This is a genomic window from Pseudoduganella sp. R-34, from assembly GCF_049904655.1.
Lineage (GTDB): Bacteria > Pseudomonadota > Gammaproteobacteria > Burkholderiales > Burkholderiaceae_D > Rugamonas.
In genome coordinates this window covers 3,994,395-4,012,702 of sequence record NZ_CP184572.1, presented here as the reverse complement: position 1 = coordinate 4,012,702, position 18,308 = coordinate 3,994,395, and the positions used below count along the sequence as shown (strand labels likewise).

Annotated in this window: 14 protein-coding genes and 1 pseudogene; 9 read left to right on the top strand and 6 right to left on the bottom strand. The window is 57.9% G+C overall.

The window, feature by feature from the left end; all coding sequences use genetic code 11:
- Positions 1-27: 27 nt before the first annotated feature.
- The gene (locus tag ACN9MW_RS18300) at positions 28-1,341 is read right to left on the bottom strand and encodes an MFS transporter (RefSeq protein ID WP_426161889.1); all 1,314 of its coding nucleotides are present in this window, start codon (positions 1,339-1,341) and stop codon (positions 28-30) included.
- Positions 1,342-1,360: 19 nt separating this feature from the next.
- Entirely contained in the window at positions 1,361-1,870 is a 510-nt protein-coding gene (locus ACN9MW_RS18295; RefSeq protein ID WP_426161888.1) for a gluconokinase, read from the bottom strand.
- 218 nt (positions 1,871-2,088) lie between these two features.
- On the opposite strand from ACN9MW_RS18295, the gene guaB reads away from it, so the two are divergent.
- The 3 genes from guaB (at position 2,089) to infA (ending at position 6,266) form a co-directional block, all read left to right on the top strand.
- Positions 2,089-3,549, top strand: coding sequence for an IMP dehydrogenase (gene guaB / locus ACN9MW_RS18290; RefSeq protein WP_130312186.1), 1,461 nt, complete (start codon positions 2,089-2,091; stop codon positions 3,547-3,549).
- 56 nt (positions 3,550-3,605) lie between these two features.
- On the top strand, positions 3,606-5,207 hold the full coding sequence (gene guaA / locus ACN9MW_RS18285) for a glutamine-hydrolyzing GMP synthase (RefSeq protein WP_426161887.1): 1,602 nt from the start codon (positions 3,606-3,608) through the stop codon (positions 5,205-5,207).
- 792 nt (positions 5,208-5,999) lie between these two features.
- A complete protein-coding gene (infA, locus tag ACN9MW_RS18280) occupies positions 6,000-6,266 on the top strand; it encodes a translation initiation factor IF-1 (protein WP_426161886.1) in 267 nt (88 codons plus the stop codon).
- 369 nt (positions 6,267-6,635) lie between these two features.
- Here infA and ACN9MW_RS18275 read toward each other — a convergent pair whose 3' ends face one another.
- Together ACN9MW_RS18275 and ACN9MW_RS18270 are read right to left on the bottom strand one after the other, a co-directional pair.
- Positions 6,636-8,543, bottom strand: a complete 1,908-nt coding sequence (locus ACN9MW_RS18275; protein ID WP_426161885.1) for a PAS domain S-box protein — start codon at positions 8,541-8,543, stop codon at positions 6,636-6,638.
- Between the two features lie 413 nt (positions 8,544-8,956).
- Positions 8,957-9,301, bottom strand: coding sequence for a hypothetical protein (locus ACN9MW_RS18270; RefSeq protein ID WP_426161884.1), 345 nt, complete (start codon positions 9,299-9,301; stop codon positions 8,957-8,959).
- A 225-nt stretch (positions 9,302-9,526) separates the two neighbouring features.
- On the opposite strand from ACN9MW_RS18270, the pseudogene ACN9MW_RS18265 reads away from it, so the two are divergent.
- The 4 genes and pseudogenes from ACN9MW_RS18265 to ACN9MW_RS18250 all read left to right on the top strand — a co-directional run bounded on the left by ACN9MW_RS18265 (position 9,527) and on the right by ACN9MW_RS18250 (position 13,069).
- Positions 9,527-10,626: pseudogene (locus ACN9MW_RS18265) on the top strand (GGDEF domain-containing protein).
- A gap of 97 nt (positions 10,627-10,723) precedes the next feature.
- Positions 10,724-11,056, top strand: a complete 333-nt coding sequence (locus ACN9MW_RS18260; RefSeq protein WP_426161883.1) for a hypothetical protein — start codon at positions 10,724-10,726, stop codon at positions 11,054-11,056.
- A 204-nt stretch (positions 11,057-11,260) separates the two neighbouring features.
- A complete protein-coding gene (locus ACN9MW_RS18255) occupies positions 11,261-11,857 on the top strand; it encodes a hypothetical protein (RefSeq protein WP_426161882.1) in 597 nt (198 codons plus the stop codon).
- A gap of 27 nt (positions 11,858-11,884) precedes the next feature.
- On the top strand, positions 11,885-13,069 hold the full coding sequence (locus ACN9MW_RS18250) for a DesA family fatty acid desaturase (RefSeq protein WP_426161881.1): 1,185 nt from the start codon (positions 11,885-11,887) through the stop codon (positions 13,067-13,069).
- 1,438 nt (positions 13,070-14,507) lie between these two features.
- Here ACN9MW_RS18250 and ACN9MW_RS18245 read toward each other — a convergent pair.
- Entirely contained in the window at positions 14,508-14,717 is a 210-nt protein-coding gene (locus ACN9MW_RS18245) for a cold-shock protein (protein WP_426161880.1), read from the bottom strand.
- 277 nt (positions 14,718-14,994) lie between these two features.
- Here ACN9MW_RS18245 and ACN9MW_RS18240 point away from each other — a divergent pair, with 277 nt between their 5' ends.
- Both ACN9MW_RS18240 and ACN9MW_RS18235 read left to right on the top strand, forming a co-directional pair.
- Complete coding sequence (locus tag ACN9MW_RS18240) at positions 14,995-15,417, top strand: hypothetical protein (RefSeq protein ID WP_426161879.1); 423 nt, start codon at positions 14,995-14,997, stop codon at positions 15,415-15,417.
- Between the two features lie 18 nt (positions 15,418-15,435).
- A complete protein-coding gene (locus tag ACN9MW_RS18235; RefSeq protein WP_426161878.1) occupies positions 15,436-16,086 on the top strand; it encodes a hypothetical protein in 651 nt (216 codons plus the stop codon).
- Positions 16,087-16,909: 823 nt separating this feature from the next.
- Here the strand turns inward: ACN9MW_RS18235 and ACN9MW_RS18230 are convergent.
- Positions 16,910-18,115: a cation:proton antiporter gene (locus ACN9MW_RS18230; RefSeq protein ID WP_426161876.1), complete on the bottom strand. Its 1,206-nt coding sequence runs from the start codon at positions 18,113-18,115 to the stop codon at positions 16,910-16,912.
- Positions 18,116-18,308: the final 193 nt, after the last annotated feature.

Sequence of the window (18,308 nt, the reverse complement as noted above, 5' to 3'; positions counted from 1 at the left end):
TCCGTTTTTGATTAGGGGGCGGCGCGCTTATGCAGGGACCGTGCTGCCACGCGGGACCGGATCTGGCAGGGGCTCGATTTTCCCAAGTACGAAGACAAAGGACACAATGCCCACCAGCAGGATCACGCCGGCAACCATGAAGGCGTTGGCGAAGGAATTGGTCGCGCCGACGATCATGCCGGTCACGATAGGGGCAGCAGCACCCATCAGGTTATTGGCAAAGTTCATGATGCCGCCGACGGTGCCGGCACCGCCCTTCGGCGCGATCAGCGAGGGCAGCGACCAGCCGACCGGTGCTGCGGATGCCAGGCCGCCCAGTGCGATCGAGATCCAGAAGATGGCCCATGCCGGATCGGTGGTTTGCGTCGCGCCGAACACCGCCAGGCCGAACAGCATGCCGATCACCAGCACGCTCTTGCGCACCACGGATTCATTCTTGCCTTTGGCGATCAGGTGGTCGATCAGCCAGCCGCCGACGAAGAGGTCGGTTACCGTCGCCACGGCCCATGGAATGGCTGCAAAGCCGGCCGACTTGATGATACTCATGTGCATGGTCTGCACCAGGTAGCCAGGCAGCCAGGTAAGGAACAGGTAGAAGGTATAGCCGTAGGCGGCAAAGCCGATGGTCAGGCCCCAGACCTTGGACTTGGTGAGCAGGTAGCCCAGCATATTGATGGCGCCGCCTTCTGCCGGGCCTTCCGGTGCGGCGCCGCCGAGCTGGATGTAATCGAGTTCAACCTTGCTCAACTTGGTGTCGGCGCTCGGGTCGCGATACACCAGCAGGAAGGCGAAGAAGTAGCTGAAACTCAGCACCGCGGTCAGGCCGAAGCCCCAGCGCCAGCCGAAGGCCACCACAGTGACGGCCACCAGGGGGACGCCGATCACGTTGGAGAATTTGGCTGCGGCATCGAAGATGGCGGTGGCAGTGCCGCGTTCATTGCGCGGGAACCAGTAACCGGTGGCCTTGGAGCTGACCGGGAAGGCCGGGGCTTCGGCAATGCCGAGCAGGATGCGGGCGGCGAAAATGCCGGCAAAGCCGCTGGAGAAGGCAGTAATGACAGAAGCCAGGCCCCACAGGAAGGCGCCCCAGCGCCCAACGCGGGTCGGGCCGAAGCGGTCCAGTACCATGCCGACCGGGATCTGCAGCAGCGAGTAAGACCAGGCGAAGGCGCTGAACAGAAGGCCCATGTCGACTGGCGTCAGGTTGAAGGCCTCCTGGATTTGCGGCGCGGCGACCGACAGGCCGATGCGGTCGATATAGTTGATCAGGACGCCGATGCCGAGCAGGGCGCCTATGCCCCAGCGGCGTTTTGCGACCTTGGCGGTGATGGCTGATTTCATGCTGTCTCCAGTATTGGTTTTAGGCTTGGTGCTGCAGGATCTGGCTGACCAGCTGTTGTGGCGGCTGTGTCAAGTCGAGATAGACGCCAGCTTCGTCGGCTTGCAGCGGTTCGAGGTCGCGCAGTTGGCTTTCCAGCAGCGAGGCCGGCATGTAATGGCCGGGGCGGGTGCGCATGCGCTGCTCGAGGATTTCGCGTTCGCCGTGCAGGTGGGCGAAGCGCAATTCCGGATCGCCGCTGCGAAGCAAGTCGCGGTAGCGTCGCTTGAGCGAAGAGCAGGACAGCACCAGGCCTTCACCGCGTTCGCGGGCAGCACTGATTTCACTGCGCAGCTTTTGCAGCCAGCCCGCGCGATCCTCATCGTTCAGGGGAGTGCCGGCCGACATCTTGGCCACGTTTTCTTCAGGGTGAAAGCTATCGCCTTCAAGGAAGGGCACGCCAAGTGCCGTGGCCAGGCGCGCGCCGATCTCGCTTTTCCCGGCGCCACTGACGCCCATGACAACCCAGCGCAGGTTCATATTGTTCTCCATAAGTCTCCTTAATCACTGATAGCGCTATCAGTGATGGCAAGTTTAGACTACCGCAAGAATTTGTAAACAGATTTGGATTGTGCGACGCAGCAAAGTGTTGTGCAGATGATAGCGCTAGCAATGTCTTCGCCGGTCAAGGCCTGAACTGTGCTTTAGGATTGCCGAGACGAAAGCGAATGTTTCCTGTATAATCTGCTTTTGCGCCTATAGGAAATACTATGCGTCTGCTCCAAAAAGCACTCACTTTCGATGACGTGCTCCTCGTCCCCGCGTATTCCAACATCCTGCCTGCGGATACGTCTCTCAAGACTCGCCTGACCCGTAACATCTCCCTGAATATTCCGCTGCTGTCCGCAGCAATGGATACCGTCACTGAAAGCCGCCTGGCGATCGCGATGGCACAGGAAGGCGGCATCGGCATCATTCACAAGAACCTGAAGCCGAAAGACCAGGCGCGTGAAGTGTCGAAGGTCAAGCGTTTCGAGGCTGGCGTGCTGCGCGATCCGATCACCATTCCGCCGGACATGAAGATCCGCGACGTGATCAAGCTGACCGAGCAATATGGTATTTCCGGCTTCCCGGTCGTTCAGGGCAAAGAAGTGGTCGGCATCATCACCAACCGCGACCTGCGCTTTGAAAAAGAACTGGACGCTGAAGTGCGCGCCAAGATGACCCCGCGTGAAAAGCTGGTGACCGTCAACGAAGAAGCCAACACCGAAGAAGCCAAGCGCCTCATGAACAAGCACCGCCTGGAGCGCGTGCTGGTGGTGAACGAAGCGTTTGAACTGCGCGGCCTGATCACCGTCAAGGACATCCAGAAATCCACCGAACACCCGAACGCTTCGAAAGACCAGCACGGCAAGCTGCTGGTTGGCGCGGCAGTCGGCGTCGGCGCGAAAGACGAAGAACGCATCGACCTGCTGGTGGCGGCAGGCGTGGACGTGCTGGTGGTGGACACCGCCCACGGCCACTCCCAGGGCATCCTGGACCGCGTGAAGTACATCAAGACCAAGTATCCGCACGTTGACGTCATCGGCGGCAATATCGCCACCGCAGCCGCGGCGAAGGCGCTGGTTGAATACGGCGCGGACGCGGTCAAGGTCGGCATCGGCCCAGGCTCGATCTGCACCACCCGTATCGTTGCAGGCGTTGGCGTGCCGCAGATCACCGCGATCTCCAACGTGGCCGAAGCGCTGAAGGGCACAGGCGTTCCATGTATCGCCGACGGCGGCATCCGCTTCTCGGGCGACATTTCGAAAGCATTGGCAGCCGGCGCATCGACTGTGATGATGGGCTCCATGTTCGCCGGTACCGAAGAAGCGCCGGGCGAAGTGATCCTGTACCAGGGCCGTTCGTACAAGTCCTACCGCGGCATGGGCTCCCTGGGCGCGATGGCCGATGGTTCGGCTGACCGCTACTTCCAGGACGCCAGCGCCAAGCAGGACAAGTTCGTACCGGAAGGCATTGAAGGCCGCGTGGCCTACAAGGGCTCCGTGCTGGCGATCCTGTTCCAGCTGGTGGGCGGCGTGCGCCAGTCCATGGGCTACTGCGGCTGCGCCACCATCGACGAACTGAAAGAGAAAGCAGAATTCGTCGAGATCACGTCGGCCGGCATGCGTGAATCGCACGTGCACGACGTCCAGATCACCAAAGAAGCGCCGAACTACCGCTCCGAATAAGAAACTCCGCAAGGCGGCGACCAAGTGTCGCCGCACTATTTTTTGCCCCCGAAAATATGCATTCAAAAATCCTCATCCTTGATTTCGGTTCCCAGGTGACCCAGCTGATCGCACGCCGCGTGCGCGATGCGGGTGTGTTCTCCGAGGTTTACCCATACGACGTAGACGACGAATTCATTCGCAACTACGGCGCATCGGGCATCATCCTGTCCGGCTCCCACAACTCCACGCTGGAGGGCGACTCCCCGCGCGCACCGCAAGCCGTATTTGAAATCGGCGTGCCGGTACTGGGCATCTGCTACGGCATGCAGACCATGGCTGCGCAACTGGGCGGCAAAGTGGAAAACGGCCTGGTACGCGAATTCGGCTACGCTGAAGTGCGCGCCCGCAACCACACCGCGCTGCTGAACGGCATCAACGACTTCGTCACCGATGAAGGCCACGGCATGCTGAAGGTCTGGATGAGCCACGGAGACAAGGTGCTGGACCTGCCTCCTGGCTTCAAGCTGATGGCGTCCACCGAATCCTGCCCGATCGCCGGCATGGCCGACGAAGATCGCAAGTTCTACGCCGTGCAATGGCACCCGGAAGTGACCCACACCGTGCAGGGCAAGGCCATGCTGGGCCGCTTCGTGCACGAGATCTGCGGCTGCAAGGCAGACTGGAACATGCCGGACTACATCACCGAAGCCGTGGAGAAGATCCGCGCCCAGGTAGGCAAAGATGAAGTGATCCTGGGCCTCTCCGGCGGCGTCGATTCCTCCGTGGCCGCAGCGCTGATCCACCGCGCCATTGGCGACCAGCTGACCTGCGTCTTCGTCGACCACGGCCTGCTGCGCCTGAACGAAGGCAAGATGGTGATGGACATGTTCTCCAAGAACCTGGGCGTGAAAGTGATCCAGGTCGATGCGACCGAACAGTTCATGGGCCACCTGGCCGGCGTGACCGATCCGGAGCAGAAGCGCAAGATCATCGGCCGCGAGTTCGTGGAAGTGTTCCAGGCCGAATCGGCCAAGCTGGTGAACGCCAAGTGGCTGGCGCAAGGCACCATTTACCCTGACGTGATCGAATCCGCGGGCAAGGGCAAGAAAGGCCAGACCATCAAGTCGCACCACAACGTGGGCGGCCTGCCGGAGACCATGAAGCTGCAGCTGCTCGAGCCGCTGCGCGAACTGTTCAAGGACGAGGTGCGCAAGCTGGGCGTGGCCCTGGGCCTGCCGCACGAGATGGTGTACCGCCATCCATTCCCTGGCCCAGGCCTGGGCGTGCGCATCCTGGGCGAAGTGAAGAAGGAATACGCCGACCTGCTGCGCCGCGCTGATGCCATCTTCATCGAAGAACTGCGCAACACCCCATACGAAGGCGCCGTGATGGCAGGCGAGGACGCACCGCAGAACTGGTATGACGCGACTTCGCAGGCATTCGCAGTGTTCCTGCCGGTGAAATCGGTGGGCGTGATGGGCGATGGCCGCACCTACGATTACGTCGTAGCCCTGCGCGCCGTGCAGACCCAGGATTTCATGACCGCGCACTGGGCGCACCTGCCGCACTCGCTGCTGGGCAAGGTGTCCAACCGCATTATCAATGAAGTGCGTGGGCTGAACCGTGTGGTGTACGACATCAGCGGTAAACCGCCAGCGACCATCGAGTGGGAGTGAATTTCCAAATGGCAATATTAGACTTCCAGCTTAAATGACCAGTAAGGCCCTGTTTTTACAGGGCTTTATTTTTAGGTGCATACGCTTGCCAGAAAAATCGCATGATCGCCCCACAGAATTATCAATGAGCTTTAATTCTGGCCAGTTCCTGTAACGCTGATTCCTCGCTCCTGGATGATTTGCTCCCCATGAACGCAAAGCCGATCGCAGTGCCTGCATAACTTCTTCCAAAACACTGCAAACGTACTGCAGGGCCCTATGCCTCGAACTGATGTGCGTTTTTGTACAATTTCTAAGGAAATCAACAGCTTGGGAACGTGCAACCCATTTACCCATTCGTGCCGGCTCATGCTTGCCCAGTTCTCCCCTCAGAGAATGTTGAATTGAAGAACTATCGGAACAAACAGATTAGGTGATTTGGCCAACTTCCTATACACTGACCTCCCACTTCGGTACTTCGTCACCGTCCTGTTTCCTACCTGTCTCGGCCTGGCGGCCATTCCTGTCCGATCCTCGACCACTGGCTCTACTTGAGAATTGGGTTCGCACGTCTACAGCAAGGAGCAGCACTTGAGCACACATACAGGCACCATTCATTGGTTTAGCAGGCTAAAGGGCATCGGTCAGATCAGACCGGATGCTGGGGGATGTGATATTGCAGCCGAGATTGGGGACTTTGTTGGAGATCAACCTGCCGGCTTACTCGAGCAAAAGCTCGTTTCGTATGAGCTCACCGAGTCGGCGTGGGGTTCTCGCGCCACCAATATCCACATTGTGCGAAGGTTGTGAGAGATGGCAAAAGAAGACCTTATTGAAATGCCGGGCGTGGTGCACGAGGTGCTTCCTGACAGCCGTTTTCGTGTTGAACTGGAAAATGGGCATCGCCTGATCGCTTATGCGGCAGGGCGTATGAAAAAGAACTTTATTCGCATCCTCGCGGGTGACCGGGTGACGCTTGAGTTGTCGGCGTATGACCTGAGCAAGGGGCGCATCACATTCCGTCACATCGATTCGCCGAAGCGGGCGGCGCCGCGCAATGCATTCCGGCGCAGCCGCTAACCTGGATCACAAAGATAAGCATTCGGAAATGGGCGTCCGTACCATCCAGTTGTCTGTGCGGTCCTCACGTGACCGCATAAACGTTGTGGCGACGCGGTTCGAAAGCCAGTCTGGTAGCAGTGCATTGAGTGCTCGTGGGCAGTTCAAGACAATCAGTATAACGGCACAGGTGTCCGGCCCGCACTATTTGAGAACGGAACTGGACAAGCCCATCATGCATTGCAGCTGACGGGCTTTGACGGGCATTTCCAAAATCCAGTCTCGTCGGAAGTTCCTTTGTGCGCCACAAGCGCTAGCTCAAGCCGGCTTTGCCGTCGAGGCTTCCGGATTAACCGTATCGACAACCAGGGAATATCACGGTCTCACCTTTCATGTGGTGGCGAGCACTTTCAGTTGTCGGGCGACATCCTCGAAGGAAAACGGCTTTTGCAGCAGTGGGAAATTGTCCAATCCGAAGCCGTGTCGCTGTTCCAGCAGGAAGGAATTCATGTACCCGGTTGCGAGGATCACCTTCAGCATAGGTGCCAGTTCGATCGCACTCGACGCCAATTCGAGGCCGTTCATCCCAGGCATCACGACATCGCTGAAGAGAATGCTTATGTCGGGGTCGTGACTCAGCAGGTCCAGCGCCGCTTGGCCGCTATGCGCGGAGAGAGCTAAGTATCCGAGGCTCTCGATGAGCTGAACGGTCATCTCCAGTACCTCAGGCTGATCGTCAACGACCAGGACCTTGATGGGACATGATGTGGATGCGTTCGCGGTTGCGCTTGCTACTATGGGGATGGCAAGCGTGACGATGGTGCCGCGGCCCAGCGAAGAGGCGAGAGTGAGAGTGCCCCCCGACTGTCCTGCGAGTCCGTAAACCTGGCTGAGGCCGAGTCCAGTGCCTTCGCCGAGCGGCTTGGTCGTATAAAAAGGCTCGATAGCCCGTTGAGCGACCTCTTCACTCATCCCTGTCCCAGTATCTTCTACTCTCAGGAGAATGTCGCACGCGATCCCAGTTCCGGTATCTGGCCGCTTGGCAGGGGTGTCGTCCAGTTCTGTGCTGATCACGATCCTGCCGTTCCCTTGGATGGCATCGCGAGCATTGACGACCAGGTTGAGCACTGCTGCTTCCAGTTGGGCTTCGTCCACCAGGATGTCGGGCAAATGGGGAGCAAGAGACAGATCGAGCGAGATATCGCTGCGGATTGCGCGCCGGAGGACGGGCTCAAAACTTGTCAATACCTGATTGACGTTGACATGCTCCTGCCGAATCGGCTGCTGGCGCGCGAAGGCCAGCAACTGTTGCGTCAATTTGGCGCCGCGCTTTGCGGCGCGCTCCATTGTATCGATCGTACGCTGTTGCGTCTCACGGTTCGATTCGAGTTTTAGCAAGTGCAAACCATTGACGATGACGTTCAGGAGGTTGTTGAAATCATGCGAGACGCCCCCTGTCAGCTTGCCAAGTGCTTCCACCTTTTGGGACTGGAATAGCGCGTCCTTCGCACGCGCAAGTGCATCGTCGGCATACCGTTTCGCAGTGACGTCGCGTGTCACCTTGGCAAACCCTATCAGTTGGCCCATACGGTCCCGCACCGGGTCGATGACGACGTGTGCCCAGAATCGGGTGCCGTCCCGGCGGACGCGCCAGCCTTCGCGTTCAAATCTCCCTTCTCGCTCGGCAGTCTTCAGTGCGATCTCAGGAAGCCCAGCGGCCTTGTCTTCGTTCGTATAGAAACGTGAAAAATGTTGGCCAACGATCTCCTCACTCTCGTAGCCTTTGATGCGCGCGGCGCCGGTGTTCCAGCTGGTGACGATGCCGGAGGGCGAAAGGAGGTAGATGGCGTAGTCAGTTACGCTTTGTACCAGCAGCCGAAATTGCTGTTCGCTCGCATAGAGTGCTTCCTGCGCCCGAACCCGCTCCGTGATGTCCCGTGTGATGACGGTAAAGCCGATCAGCTTTGCCGTTACGTCACGCACTGCATCCACCACGGTATTTGCCCAAAACTGGGTTCCGTCCTTACGGACACACCAGCCTTCGCCTTCGAAACGCTGCTCTGCAGCCACGCGGAGTGCCACCTCAGGAAGTCGCGTAATGCGATCTTCGGCGGTGCAGAACAGCGAGAAATGCTTGCCCAGCACCTCCGTTTCGGCGTATTGCGTCGATTGTTCCGCGCCGACATTCCAGCTGGTAATCTCGCCTTCCGGAGATATCGTATAGATAGCGTAGTCTGCCACCTCTGAGATGAACTGCTCGAACTGATGTGCTGCAAGCCGTTTAACGTGGAAGGTCATGGCAGGGTAGCAAAGATGTGCCCAACAGGTGCTCCAGGGGCGCTGAATGGAGAAGCATTGATCGAGAGTAGCTGGAATGGGGAGGGCGGTCAAACGCAGACGTACGGTGTGGGCTGTCCAGTCACAACAGGAGCTCGGACGCAGTCCGCTCGCGGATACAGGACATGTCTAGCGTCGCTCGTCGAATGCGTCTCGCCATCCGTCCAACACGAAGTCACGGTCCTCGTCGAATCGCGCCAGAACGGTGAGCAAGTCTTATCTCTTCATGGAATGGTATTGCCGATGTCGACAGAATGCACCTATAGCGGGTGATTACGCCGCCCTTCATTAAGTCACCGTGGCCACGTGTGAGAAAAGCTGGCTATTTCGATGCTTGGGCACGAATGCGCTCTTGGTGGGAAGGCTGGAAGCGCTTATCGAAGGTCGAGGCGGTCTGCATCCAAACAAGTAGAGAGGCCCATTGAAGGGGACGGAAAGATGCGATCGATCTTACCCATTGAATCCGAAGCAATATAAGCGTTTCCGGATTCATCCCAAAACGCTTTCTCAAAACCACCAAGTGCTTCATCCCATTCTGGTGCTCTGGCGATACGCCTCTCTTCTCCATCCGAAACAACAAAATAGCTCGTCTCTGGTTGGCAAGGTACCAGTGATTTGCGATTCACGTGCTGATAAACAAGCACGGTGGTCTGTCCGCCCTCAGCAGGCGGATCGATCTGAATTTTTACCACCGAAATTGCGGCAGTCAACACACGCACGTCTGCGTCTCCTTTGTCCTATTTCGAAGATGACATAATGTATTCGGCTGAACTTCTAGCTTAGCGCCGGCTCTCTGATTTGTAAATGCTACAGCGTTGTTGCACCGCGATCATTGTTGGTCCGCAAGGCAGTGGGGAACTGAAGTGGTTAGCTCAGGCATTGCCCGTTGCCTCCAACGACAGCGAGCGCGCCAGGAACATTGAGTGAGCCGGAGCGTGCCTACAATGCACCCGTGTTCGATAAGAAGCAGCAATCGACTTGGAATGTGCCACGTGCTAGTGTGGGGCATTGCCTGTCCGGGGGCACTGTGCTCCTTGACGTTCCGCTCGGTTCGCGGGCTTTCCGCAAAGTGCCGGACAGATCACCCCCCATCTGTGAGGGCACACATCATGGAAAAACTCGGAGCGATAACGAGCCCGAACCCAGATGTGTTCGGGGCTCGGACTCTTCGGAGGAATGGAAGCCTGGCGCCTTCTGGTGATGCGCGCCAACCGTCTAAGAATGAGTTCATGATGCTGTTGCGGATTGCAAAGGCTTTGATGAATGCCGTAAACGTCGAAGCCGCATTACGATCCATCTATCAGAATTTGTCGTCATTGAAGCCTGACGGTGTTTTATTGATCAGCAATCGAGGGGGCGGCGACAGTTGTTACTACCTCGATCCTCCCGGAAAGAAAAAATTCCTGGAAATGAACCATCAGGAATGCCGCAAACTAAGGAAGATGTTGGAGAAAGTCCCGCTGGACCGGCCCGCGGGCTCTTTTATCCAGCGCGGAGCGTGCACTGTACTCCCGCTTATCGCCGAACTGGCGGGCATTCGGCTCACGACCCTGTGGCATCCGCTGAAGTGTGACGAACTGGTTCATGAACAGCACGAGGCCCATGCGGCGGCAGAATCGCGGCTCGTCGAAGAGTTAAGAATCAGTGAGAGTGAGGCAGTGGTAGCACGTGAAATGGCCGTTCAGGATGAACTGACGGGCCTGCAGAATCGACGCGGTTTTCTCGCCAAATCGGAACAGTGTTTGTTGATCGCCCGCCGCCAGCGTCTTGCCTGCGCCGTCATTTTCGCCGATGTCGATGGACTAAAAAATGTGAATGACCAACTGGCCACGCTGCGGGAGACGACCTGATTCGCGAAGCAGCACGGCTCTTTCGTAGCGCCTTTCGGCAGGCCGACGTGGTGGGACGTGTTGGCGGGGACAAATTTGCCGCATTCACATTCGATAATGCGACCCCGCGCGCAATCACAAAGCGGATACTTGCCCGGATCACCGAGTTCAATCTGGTGCAACCACGCGACCATGCCTTGTCGCTAACAAGTTAGCCAGGCAAACGCAGTTCGCTCATGGACAGCGAAATCGGTTTCCAATAGTTGTGGAATAGAGCGTAGACTTGGTGTCATGCCGGACTGGAGAGATATCGTGCACAGCAATGAACCAGAAACCGCTTTCCACGGGTTGCCTTTGAGCGCCGAACAAGAAGCCGAAATCCAACACTATATCCATCAGAGGAAAAGGCGCGGGTTGGCCCCGGATGCTGCTGAACTAAGTGCCATGTTGAAGGACATGCTGCATCCTCCGGGCGACGATGACACGCATGAAACCGGTGCCGAAGGGCCGCACACTGACGCCGAGCGCGCCGCAAACCGGATTGATAGCGGCGGCGATCCCATTGCCGCGCGCGAAGAGCGCAACGCTGCCAGTGAGGCTGAGTTCATGAAGCACCAAGGCACGCAGGGCCACCGAAATGAATAGGTGGTTTCGTACGCTGCGCGTATAGTGGGGGCATGACGCTTCTTTGACCAATGATTGGCGCCGGGCAGCCTTAATTCCCGGGACTAACCAGGATGGCGGTATGGCCTACACTCCTCTCTAAGTCGTGGTTCGCCTGAAACGAGAGCTTGCTCGTCGCGACCTCATTTCACTAATCCTTCACCAACGCGAGCGAAGGAGTGCGCGATGAGATGGCGGGAAGACACCTTGTTCCATGGATGGCGTATCGTCTTGCGATGTACCGAGTTTCGTTGCCAGGATGGCGTGCGCAGGTTCGCGTCGACTGCTATTCTCCGGAACCTCGGCAAACGTTCCGTCGTGTTCCCCGAGGAGGCCTTTGATACGCGAGAGGATGCCAATGTTGCCGCCACTTCGCGCGCCAAGCGCGAAATCATTGCCATGGAAAGCGGCATTGTCGCTGGTGGGGCCGGGGATACGGAATGCGTTGACGGCACGTTGCGCAAGCCATCGGCGGACCAGCTCCTGGCGGAACAGTACGAGATTTCTTTCGACGGGCTCCGGTACACCTTCCGGCAATATCGTTACGATGTCTTTGGCGATGCTTTACGCTACGCCATCGCTGAACATGCCAAAGAGGGGTTCGTACCTGATGATGGCTTTCGGCCGAATTGGCGGAGCGCTTATCGCCCGACAGACGCGGAGGACTTCTTGATGCGTCAGCATCGCATCGTCTTTGCAACAGGGCGCTTTCATTACGGCGGCTATCGGTACGACCAGTTGCGTGATGCGGTCACTTACGCCATCGCACATCCGGGGCTGTAGTTTAGTGAAGTTGAAAGGATCTGCGTGATGGGAGAAACCGTGCAATGGTTGATGGGGGGATTGCTGGCCTGGAGCTGGTGGAAATTGATCCTGGTCGGAATGGCGATGACGCATGCGACGATCGTCGCCGTGACGATCTACCTGCATCGGTGCCAAACGCATCACGCATTGACCTTACATCCAGTTGTGGCGCACTGCTTTCGTTTCTGGCTATGGCTAACCACGGGGATGGTGACGAGGGAGTGGGTGGCGGTACACCGGTGTCATCATGCGCACTGCGAAACAGCAAGAGATCCGCACAGCCCGTTACAAGAGGGCATTAATGAAGTTTTGTGGCGGGGCGCTGAGCTCTACCGGAAAGCGGCTAGCGCCCCCGGCTTGGTTGGGCGCTATGGGGGAGGTGGTCCGGACGACTGGATGGAACGAAAAATTTACGGGCGTTATACCTGGCAAGGCGTGGGCCTGTTATTGGTGATTGAACTACTTTTGTTTGGAATTCCGGGGCTGACGCTATGGGCGTTCCAAATGATGTGGATTCCGTTTCTGGCCGCAGGGGTGGTCAATGGTCTCGGGCACTATTTCGGCTACCGCAACTTCGAATGCAAAGAGGCCGCGACTAACATCTTGCCGTTTGGGGTACTGATCGGTGGCGAAGAGCTGCACAACAACCACCACACTTTTCCTACCTCGGCAAAGTTCTCCGTCCGCTGGTTCGAAGTGGACGTCGGCTGGGTCTATATCAGGCTGATGGGATTGATGCGTCTCGCAACACTGCGCAAGGCGCCCGTTCCATTGACGCGCTGTGCCGGCCAGTTCGCGCCGACCCTGCGCACGCTGCAATTGGTTCTGGGACATCGCGCGGTCCTGATGCGGGAATTGACTGTGCTCAAACAAGCGGTCTTTCAGGCTGAGCGTCCGCGAATGGCGAACTTGATATCGAGGGCAGACCTACAGCAAGCCAAGGGGTTGTTGCAGCAAGCGCCATGCCGTCTCTCTGGTGCGCAGTGCGGGGATCTCGAACGGGTGTTGACGCATAGTGAACGTCTTCATCGAATGCATATGGCGCAGAAGACGCTTGAAACGCTGTGGGACCGCTCGTCTGAAACGCAAGAGCAACTGTTGGCCCGCCTGCAACGATGGTGCACTGATGCGGAGCGTTGTGGGCCGCGCCCCTTGCGGCGCTTCGCGCGGCAACTGGCCAGTTACGGGTGACGCGATGAGTTCTCTCGATACGTTCACCTACATGCCAAGAGCTGTTGAACGAAGGCGCTCTGGCTGGCGCCATGCTTTATTGTCTGGCGCAAGGAGTCCTTCGGCATTCCAGCCTTGCAAAAAGGCTTCATCCGAAATGCGTTCCGAAGATGGATGGGATCTATGCAAAAGAAACGACGCGTTGACCAAGTTACTGCTCAACAGATGTCCATCGTCCTTCTAACTAGAGTTGCCTTTGGCACAACGGCAGGATTGCGCACGGCTGTGTCATATGGTCTGCGGATGACTCTGATCAAAGCGGTCTTCGTTCGGCCTCTTGTGTGTACGCGCATCCAGCTTGATCAGACGGCGCGCAGAGATCGTCGAAGTTCGGACAGATGAAGACGAACCGAATGAGTTACCACTTTCTGCTTGAGCCGCGTCTGGCGAGTGAATGTGTTGGCGTCGATCCTGCACAAGTCCCTACCTAAAAGAAATGTAGTGGGTATGTGCGGCGCTTCTATCGAATGCCTATAAATTTGATCGAGCGGGAACTCCAGCATACATTGAAGCCGGCTTATCTCTTCGGGCCGTCCATTGCAAGGCAACTGGTAATCCCCCCAGCTAATGATCGCCGGCATGGAGAGGTGTCTGCAGTAGACGGCTGAAGGTCTTCTCGCCTAAATCTGGTGGCCGCTTTCGCTGATCTGACTGGTGACCACGCACATGACGATCGTCACGGTGACGATATATTTGCACGTTGTTAGACCCATCGTTCCCTCATGCTGCAACCTTTCGTGGCACATTGCTTCCGCTGCTGGCTTGGGTTGACGACGGGGATGATGACGCGGCAATGGGAGGCCGCTTCGGCCCCCCGGAAGCTCTTGACGCGATGCGCAGGACAGTTCGTGCCGACCTTGGAGACTTTGAACCGTCCTTGGCCATCGTGCGCTATACACGCGTGAGCTGACCATCCTGACGCTGGACGTATTTCAGGCTGAACGTAGCGCCTTGGCGAGGCTGGTCCCGCATTCAACTTCAGTCCAGGCGAAGCGACTGTTGCGCCATGCCCCCTTCAGCGCTTTGTCAGGTGTTTGGCGACCTATGGATGAAGAACATGAGCCAAAAGGTTGAAGGTCCAGTTGTCATTTACTACCGTTCGGGCGGGCACTTGGTTTCTCGGTTGGTCTGGGAAATCGCGCTAACTGGTGAAATGAAGTGGACCCGAAATTCGGAAAGCGCGTCTGCCGATAGCAGCGTCAAGTTTGGTACAGCGCTCATGCCGGTGTGTGCAGCCAGAATAAGGCTTTGGACCACGATCTCCATGGCTTCATGAGGACTCGGCCGGCCGTCTCGTTCCCCAAAACATTCTTGATGCGCTCCATGATCGTCTTGGTATTGAATTCGCCATATGGACATGTGGCTCACCTGTATTGGGAGTCGAAGGATGCGTGGATTGTCAGGAAGGACAGACGTTGGTAGCCTTCTCGCCTTTGGGGCTAGGGCTGCGCTCGAATGAGACGCGCTGGTTCTCGGCGAGCGATTTGAAGCCAGTAGCCTGGATGTCCTGAAAATGGACGAACAGATCTGGTCCTCCTGCGTCCGGGGTGATAAAGCCGAAGCCCTTGGCTTCGTTGAACCATTTAACGATTCCGGTTTGCGTAGTCATGAAATAACCTCAAAAGATGTAGAGTCGGGCCGTTTCCGGCGATACGCGCCAACGAGCAGGGTCAACAAATGAGGGAATCAGACGGGAGTCGCCAACAAAGGCGAGACAGGAGAGAAACCGGCAATTCTTTAGCGGTGCTGAATACGCGGTGAGTCCAGTGTACATGCCTTTCTGACGAACACCTAGCGATTTTCACGGAATTTGTTAGTTCTGGCAGCTGACTGCGTTGCAGGGCCAGGAAAGTAGGCGGCGCATGGCCGTAATAGGAATACACTCGGTGCAGGCCGCAAATCAGGCGAAGCACCTTGATAATGCTGGACTGAAATTTTCTTTCCCTGCGCTGGCCCAGAGTGCCGGTGACGGCGTCGCGATTATGACGCGTGAAGAATCTCTTGCGGCTGGGGAACCGGAAGTCATGAAGCATCAATATGTTCAACATATCGGGCCCGAAATGAACGAACGGCAAAAACGCTCTGACATTGGTACCGCGAAGGCGGTGGCGCGCGGCGTCAACATCGAGTCGGTACGCAACCGGGCGCTGGCACAGAAATACATGGAATACAGGCGCGTTCCCTCGGACGTGATTGCACGAGTGCTCGACAAGCCGTTGCTGCGCCGAGCCCCCAGTACCGATCAACTGGTCTCGGAGGCCATCACTCCGTCCAATGCGCCGCCGACGACAGACGAGGCAGAGGACTAGCATGGAGGGCGATGCCCAATGAGAAAGGATCGGGTGGAAACGCGGCAGCTCGGGCCGACCCAGTTGCGCATACTGTTGATGCTGGCGCGCGACCTGCTTCAGAACGACGAGGCGCAAGGTTCGTTGGCACTGATCGGCCGCGCGCTGGCGGAGACTGTCCGGTTCGATTCGGCCTTGCTGCTCCTGCGCAGCGACCGGATGGATCTGGTCGAGTTCGACAGCCACGGCATTGCGCGTTCGGCCGGCACAGACCATCCGCTATACCGCGCCGCCGTGCGTATGACGGCCGACGCGGTAGAGGCTGCGAACGCCCAGTCCTATGATGAACAGCAGCTCGAATACAGAGGGACGCGCAGGCTGGTGCTGGCCGTGCCAGCGCACGCCGCTGCGGTGGTGCTCGCAGTCAGCTGGGATCACGACTTGGATACGGCGACGCAGGATGCCTACGAACGCACGCTCTCATACATTTTGCAGTTGGCTGGGGCAGCGCTGGGCAAAATCGAGTCGCAGACTTCACTCGAGCGGCTGCTACGCGAACAACGCCAGGAAATCGCTGACACGTCAGTAAGCCATGCCGAAGAATTGCAGCAAAGGGACGCAGCGGTGAGCGAAATGCGGATGCTGTCGTTGACCGACGTGCTGACAGGTCTGTACAACAGGCCAACCTGAGCGCATTCAACTTGATGCAGGAGCGGCCGTATTGCGTCTCGATCAGTGCCGGCGTCGTGCTGGTCGATTCATCCGCGGACCAGACCCTGTCTTACTATGTCCTCCTGGCAGATGAACAAATGTATGCGCAAAAGCGGAGCCGCCGGCATTGAATCTGGCGCCTCCGGCAAACGGCGCTTCGCCGTCTCTGCATTCTCATTGCGGCGTAAAATGTTGGCCATGAATGACGTGGAGATGAGCGGTACGACGCCTGGGGCCGCCGCACGGCCGAGAATGCCTGGATCGCTCGGTATGAGCGCGGCAATTCACACCAGGCTTATGGTCATTTTCTGCGGGCCGTGTACCACGACAGATCGCTGTTAAGATTTACACTTCAGCGCGGCGGCCGCTGGAGCGATCGGGCCACCATTGAAACCAAGAAGAGGTTCGACCTATAGGGGAGAGGTGCTGCCCAAGTCTATGCCCAGCTAATCCAGCACGGATCGAACGGGTTTGGTGAGTAGGCACCGTTCCAATTCCTGCGCGATGCGCGTCGGCATGGATGGCCGAGGTCCGACGGCATTCAAAGCGCGATCGACCACCGCCTGGGGAACACAGCGGGAGAGCAAGTATCGTTGGGCTTCCGCTAGGCCGATAACAGCGCGCAGCGTCATGCCGTACTGTACAAGCTCGGCCATACGCCAATCCCGCCTCCGCTCTTTTTCAAGTAACGTATTCATCGCAAGCCACCTGTCCTCAAGGGCAGTACGGTACAAAGAGCGGCAGTGGCGAACTCATTCTCGTCAACGCCAATCCCCGTGGGTTCCGCCTTAGTTATAGCATATCATTTTGCGGCTCCGCGGTTACGGGATGCGTACCATTTCAACAGTGGTAGAACGGTGATGCCATGCGCGATGATTGATGTCGTAACGACAGCCAGGGTGCACGTGACGAGCTGTTGAGCGAGCCCATCGTCGATGTTCCTGCGGATGGCGAACATCAGATAATAGATAGACCCGATCCCTCGGATCCCTAACCAGCTCAAGGCTGCCAACTGGTGCGTTGGCACTTTGGAGCCGGCAAATGCAAGCACGACCGACACGGGGCGCACAACAAAGAAGATCGCTGGGATGAGCCACCACAATCCGCTAAATAGGACCATCGAAGGCAGCATGGCGCCGATCATCAATACAATTGCCAGCTCGGCGAGACGCTCCAACTGCTCATTGAAGCTCAGTACTGCCCGGGTCATGACGCCACTGGCATGATGGGAATGGGTTGACGCATTGGTGGGCGAGGCTTCCAAGCCCGCGCTCCGCGTCATCGGCGTCGTCCCGGTGATGGGAAAGTCTCGCGCGCGTCGCAGCGCTAAACCGGCGAAGAAGACCGACAAGAAGCCGGAAGCTAATGCCAACTGTGCCAGGCTGAACGAGACCGCGATGACGCCAAGCGAGAGGAACTCGTCCAATCCGACTGCGCTTTGGTGTCGCGTTCTCAGGTAGATCACAAGTGTGCCGAGCATGCCGCCGACGGCTGCCCCAATCAGCATTCCGCCGGCGGTTGACCAGAGCAGGTCGATAACCCACCAACGCCATCCGGATTCCCCGAGATCATGCAGCTGCATGATACCCAAGCCCAGTAGAACGAAGGGGAATGCCGTGCCATCGTTGAGTGCGCCTTCTCCGGCGAGACTGAAGCGGGTCGGATCGGGCGCCGGTCCTGACTCCGAATGAATCGCCGATGCGAGCACAGGATCCGTAGGTGCCAGAATTGCGCCAAGCAGGATCGCGGCGCCAACAGACAAGCCGAACCCATAGACAGTGATAACAGCGATGAGCGCCACGGTCATTGCCATCGCTGCGAAGGCAAGTCGGAAAGGTGCGAGCCAACGACGGTCCAGCAATGGAAGCTCCAGCTTAAGGCCGACCGAAAAGAGCGAAATGAGCAGGGCGCCTTCCGTCGCCAGTTGCAGAGCCCCGGCATGGCGGATCGGGTCCGGGGTGATAAGCCCCGCCACACCAAGCACGTAGCCAACTGCGAGGTAAATCATGGCTCCGCTCAGCGGGAGACGCCCAAGCAACGTCCCGCCCAACATCATTGCGATGAGCAAGAGGCCTGCAAGGAGGACCCAATATGACGAAGGCATTAGAGTTTGCAACGATGGGATCACCCGGGACCGTCAGTTGTCATGACTGCACATTCGTCCATTGGTGCGAGATTGCTCGAGTCTACCTGCATCGGCG

What these genes read in the sequence shown, in the direction of transcription:
- ACN9MW_RS18300 (WP_426161889.1), bottom strand. Translation starts at nt 1,341, where the DNA reads ATGAAATCAGCCATCACCGCCAAGGTCGCAAAACGCCGCTGGGGCATA.
- ACN9MW_RS18295 (WP_426161888.1), bottom strand. Translation starts at nt 1,870, where the DNA reads ATGGAGAACAATATGAACCTGCGCTGGGTTGTCATGGGCGTCAGTGGC.
- guaB (WP_130312186.1), top strand. Translation starts at nt 2,089, where the DNA reads ATGCGTCTGCTCCAAAAAGCACTCACTTTCGATGACGTGCTCCTCGTC.
- guaA (WP_426161887.1), top strand. Translation starts at nt 3,606, where the DNA reads ATGCATTCAAAAATCCTCATCCTTGATTTCGGTTCCCAGGTGACCCAG.
- infA (WP_426161886.1), top strand. Translation starts at nt 6,000, where the DNA reads ATGGCAAAAGAAGACCTTATTGAAATGCCGGGCGTGGTGCACGAGGTG.
- ACN9MW_RS18275 (WP_426161885.1), bottom strand. Translation starts at nt 8,543, where the DNA reads ATGACCTTCCACGTTAAACGGCTTGCAGCACATCAGTTCGAGCAGTTC.
- ACN9MW_RS18255 (WP_426161882.1), top strand. Translation starts at nt 11,261, where the DNA reads ATGAGATGGCGGGAAGACACCTTGTTCCATGGATGGCGTATCGTCTTG.
- ACN9MW_RS18250 (WP_426161881.1), top strand. Translation starts at nt 11,885, where the DNA reads ATGGGAGAAACCGTGCAATGGTTGATGGGGGGATTGCTGGCCTGGAGC.
- ACN9MW_RS18245 (WP_426161880.1), bottom strand. Translation starts at nt 14,717, where the DNA reads ATGACTACGCAAACCGGAATCGTTAAATGGTTCAACGAAGCCAAGGGC.
- ACN9MW_RS18235 (WP_426161878.1), top strand. Translation starts at nt 15,436, where the DNA reads ATGAGAAAGGATCGGGTGGAAACGCGGCAGCTCGGGCCGACCCAGTTG.
- ACN9MW_RS18230 (WP_426161876.1), bottom strand. Translation starts at nt 18,115, where the DNA reads ATGATTTACCTCGCAGTTGGCTACGTGCTTGGTGTGGCGGGGCTTATC.